Source organism: Sphingomonas citri (assembly GCF_019429485.1).
Classification (GTDB): Bacteria; Pseudomonadota; Alphaproteobacteria; order Sphingomonadales; family Sphingomonadaceae; genus Sphingomonas; species Sphingomonas citri.
This window is the reverse complement of sequence record NZ_JAHXZN010000024.1, coordinates 1-4,004: the sequence shown is the minus strand read 5'-3', so window position 1 is coordinate 4,004 and position 4,004 is coordinate 1. Positions and strand designations below refer to the sequence as shown.

At 66.0% G+C, this 4,004-nt stretch carries 4 protein-coding genes; 1 reads left to right on the top strand and 3 read right to left on the bottom strand.

The window, feature by feature from the left end:
- The 3 genes from KZ820_RS21650 to KZ820_RS21640 all read right to left on the bottom strand — a co-directional run.
- A partial coding sequence (locus KZ820_RS21650; protein WP_219750866.1) for a molybdopterin-dependent oxidoreductase occupies window positions 1-571 on the bottom strand: 571 nt, incomplete at its 3' end.
- Window positions 572-660: 89 nt separating this feature from the next.
- Window positions 661-1,812, bottom strand: coding sequence for a TDT family transporter (locus tag KZ820_RS21645; RefSeq protein WP_097064886.1), 1,152 nt, complete (start codon window positions 1,810-1,812; stop codon window positions 661-663).
- Window positions 1,809-2,681, bottom strand: a complete 873-nt coding sequence (locus tag KZ820_RS21640) for a LysR family transcriptional regulator (RefSeq protein ID WP_183952277.1) — start codon at window positions 2,679-2,681, stop codon at window positions 1,809-1,811. The genes KZ820_RS21645 and KZ820_RS21640 overlap by 4 nt, the downstream gene beginning before the upstream one ends.
- 146 nt (window positions 2,682-2,827) lie before the next feature.
- Here KZ820_RS21640 and KZ820_RS21635 point away from each other — a divergent pair, with 146 nt between their 5' ends.
- The gene (locus KZ820_RS21635) at window positions 2,828-3,895 is read left to right on the top strand and encodes a molybdopterin-dependent oxidoreductase (protein WP_097064887.1); all 1,068 of its coding nucleotides are present in this window, start codon (window positions 2,828-2,830) and stop codon (window positions 3,893-3,895) included.
- The last annotated feature ends 109 nt before the right edge of the window (window positions 3,896-4,004 follow it).

Below are 4,004 nucleotides of genomic sequence, written 5' to 3'. Positions count from 1 at the left end.
AGCGCACCTGCACCGCGCCTGCCTTGACCCCGGCGAGGTCGAGCACGTCGCGCAGGCGAACGCCGAGCCACTTGGCGTTGCCCATCGCGCCATTGCCCCATTGCGCGCCGGCGACGCGCGGCTGGAATAGCCCGCGACTGTTGCCCGAGCACTGATTGACCGCCGCCATTTCGACCCGTGGAAGGCGCAGCAGCTGAGCGAGGCTGATCGACAGCGGCCGGTTGACGTGGCCGAAGACGTTGAGGCGGAAAGTCTCGACATCGATCGAGGTCGGGATATCGGCCCAGTGCCAGCGGACGAAGAACTGGTCGTTGGGCGTGAACACCGACTTGTCGAACACGTCCATCGGCGTTTCCAGCAAAGGCGGATGGACACGCTGGAGGATCATGCTGCCCTTGCCGGGAAAGGCGCTGGTCATCGGCCGTTCGGCATTGCCGCCAGGCAGCTTCAGGTCGACGAGCTGCTGTGCCAGCGCAGGTGCTGCGGCAAGGCCGGCGCTGCCGAGCGCGGCATGCCTAAGAAAGCGGCGACGGCTGGTCTCACTCGCCAGCCCGGCGTCGAAATTGTCCATGACAAGGCTCTCCTGTGGCCAGCCACGCTGGCGGATCGAAGGGGCGTTCTGCAAGTGATCGAACCGACTGATCCGATCACCACGGCGGATCAGTTCGGGGTGGCGATGCAGGGCGAGACGAACAGGTTGCCCCGCCATGCGCCAGCCAGCGTCTTGGCACCGACCAGCAGCCACATCGCCGCAAGCGCGACTGTCAGCACCGTGCCAGCTATGCCGAAGAAGCCGAGGTTCAGCGTCGTGCCGAGGCGGAAGGTGGCGACGGTGTAGACGCCGAGCGGAAAGGTATAGCCCCACCAGCCCAGGTTGAACGGCACACCAGCGCGCCAGTAGCGGATGGTGATAAGCGTCGCGAGCGCCAGCCACCACAGGCCGAAACCCCACAGGCAGAGCCCGGCGACAACGCCGATCCCCTGCGCGACGGTGCCGACGCCGGCTAGCCCGTGCGCGGTGAGGATCGCCGGCGCATCCGCGCCGAGCACCAGCATGCCCAGAGCACCCGTGCCGATCGGCCCCAGCGCCAGCCAGGAGGATGCCGCCATGCTTTCATGCGGCAACTTGTGGAGTGCCATGCGCAGGATGAGGATGGCGAGGATGCCAAACGCGACCGGCACTGAATAGGCCCACAGCACATAGGAGGTCGCAAGCGTGACTAGCTGCGCGTGGGGATCGGCCAGATGCGGCGCGAGCAGCCCGCCGCTGGCACCCGCCACTTCGGCAGCGACGACCGGCAGCAGCCATACCGCGGTCATGCCGTCCAGGCTATGCTCGTGGCGGGTGAACATCAGGTACGGGATCAGCACGCCGCAGGCGAGCGACATGGCGACGTCGATCCACCACAAGACCTGCGCGACCGGTACGATGCCATTCCCGAACCGCGCGATGCCGAAGGCGAGGCAGCCGTTGATGATTGTCGCCAGCCCCATCGGGATGGTCCCGATGAACATTGACACGGTGTTGTGCCCGAAGATGCGCCGCGCCTCATGCCCGAACATCACCCAGCGCGCGCCATAGAGGCCGGCGAACAGCGCGAAGAGTGCGATGTTGAAGAACCACAACACCTCGCCGAATGGCTTCAGCGAGGGTCCAATGCCGGGTACCTGCGGCAGTGCGAGCGCGAGGATGCCCGTGCCCATCGTCGCGGCGAACCAGTTGGGCGTGAACTGGCGGATCATCTCGCGGGGGTGATCGAGCCGGCTGAGCGGCTTGAGGCCGCTCAGAACGGAGTGCGTGTCGGCAGTCATGCGACCTGCTCCTTGATGAGGTCCGTCAGCGCGTCGGCCGCGCGGGTGCGATAGCGTTCCTTGTGGCGCAGCGCGTGAAAGGCGCGGTCGGGCAGCCCGAGCGGCAGCTCGACAAGGTCACCGGCCTTGAGCGCACGAGCTACGACCAATCGCGACAAGACGGCAACGCCGGCACCGGCCTCGACCGCGGTGCGCACCGCCTCGTTGGACGGCAGCGTCATCGCTATCGTCAGCTGGGCCGGATCAAACCCGCGCGTTCGCAGCACGTCCTCGAAGGTCGAGCGCGTACCGGATCCCAGCTCACGGACGATCCAGCGTTCAGTGCGCAGCCAGGCCTCGTCGACACGTTCGGCGTCCTCGCGGCCGACCAGCACCATCGGATCACGCCCGACATTCCAGTGGGCAAGCGCCGGTTCGTCCACCTCGCCCTCGACAAAGCCGAGTTCCGCCGCGCCGCTCAGGACCTGCGCTGCCGCACCTTCGGTGTTGTCGATCGCGAGCTCAACCGCGATCTGCGGGTGGCGTTCGTGGAAGGCGGCGAGCTTTGCCGGCAACCAGTAGCTCGCGATCGTCTGGCTGGCGACGATCCGCAATGAACCACGGGCAAGCCCGGCATAGTCCGCCAGCATCGTCTCGGCATGCGCTGCCCGCCCCAGCACCGCGCGCGCTTCCTCCAGAAAGCCGCGGCCTGCTTCGGTCAGCTGGATGCCACGCCCGACGCGGTGAAACAGAGGAACCCCGTAGCGCGCTTCGAGGGCAGCAATCGCGCCGGAGGCAGCAGACTGCGTGACGTTCAGCACCTCCGCTGCCTTGGTGACGTGTTCGCGCTCCGCGACACCGACGAATATTCTGAGCTGCTCCAGGGTCATGCAGCTTATATCGCGCAATCTGATCGATACGACCAACCGTTTGATCTGCTCATTCCAATCTGGATATCGGAACGATCGGCAGCCTTTCGTCTGTGATGGTCTTGAAGACTTGAAGCGATCCGCGCGCTTGCGGCGTTTGTTCGTCCATGACCGATATGATCGAGCGCAAATCCGATCCCTACAACGCCGAGCCGACGCCCAGTGCGTTGATCGAGCGGTTCCTGACGCCGCAGGCGCTGTTCTACGTGCGCAGCCACGGGCCAGTGCCGGATCTGCCCGCCAATCATCGGATCGAGGTGAGCGGGACGGGCATGGCGAGCCGCTCTTTCTCGGTAGAGGAACTGAAAGCTACGTTTTCCACGCACTCGGTGACAGCCGTGCTCCAATGCGCGGGTAACCGGCGCACGGACCTCCAGCAGGTCGGCAAGACGTCGGGCGATCCTTGGGATGTCGGCGCGATTGGCAATGCGGAGTGGACCGGCGTACGCCTGGCCGATGTGCTCGATGCAGTTGGCGCGCCTGATGCGTCCAACCTGTTCGTGGCGTTCACCGGCGCCGACGAGGTGGACGTGGAGGGCGAAGAAGCCTTGTTCGGGGTCTCGATCGCCATGGACAAGGCGCGGCAACCCGACGTCCTCATTGCCTGGGCGATGAACGGCGAGCCGCTGACGCCCGAACATGGCGCCCCGCTCCGCATGGTGGTGCCGGGCTATGCAGGCGTGCGCAGCGCCAAATGGCTGACACGGATCGAGGTGCGAGACACGCCTTCCGACGCACCGATCCAGGCGCACGACTACAAGCTGTTTCCCGCCGATGTGACGAGCGACACCGTCGACTGGAGCCAGGGTCTGACGATCAACGCCATGCCGCTCAACGCCGCGATCTGCGTGCCCGGCTCTGGCGAAAGCCTGCCGGCCGGGGAGGTGCGGATCGAGGGCTATGCCATCGCCTATGATCGCCGCGTCTCTCGGGTCGAAGTGTCGGTAAACGGTGGTCGCGAGTGGCAACAGGCGACGTTCGCCGATGATCCGGAGACGCACTGGGGTTGGCGGCGCTGGACCCTCGACGCCACGCTTGCCAAAGGTCGCCAGCACCTTGTCGTGCGCGCCTTCGACGGGGCTGGACAGGGACAGCCCGAACGGCCGGACACGATGTGGAACTTCGCCGGATATCTGTGCACCGCCTGGCATCACGTCCACGTGCTGGTCGAATGATCGAAGCATCAGCGGCACCGGACGTCGCTTTCTGGATCGATGCGATTGGCCGGCTGGTGGTGGCGACCGCGGCCGGGATGGTGCTCGGCTGGGAACGCTCGCGTGAGAA

Coding starts and splice junctions, on each gene's coding strand:
- KZ820_RS21645 (WP_097064886.1), bottom strand. CDS start 1,812: ATGACTGCCGACACGCACTCCGTTCTGAGCGGCCTCAAGCCGCTCAGC.
- KZ820_RS21640 (WP_183952277.1), bottom strand. CDS start 2,681: ATGACCCTGGAGCAGCTCAGAATATTCGTCGGTGTCGCGGAGCGCGAA.
- KZ820_RS21635 (WP_097064887.1), top strand. CDS start 2,828: ATGACCGATATGATCGAGCGCAAATCCGATCCCTACAACGCCGAGCCG.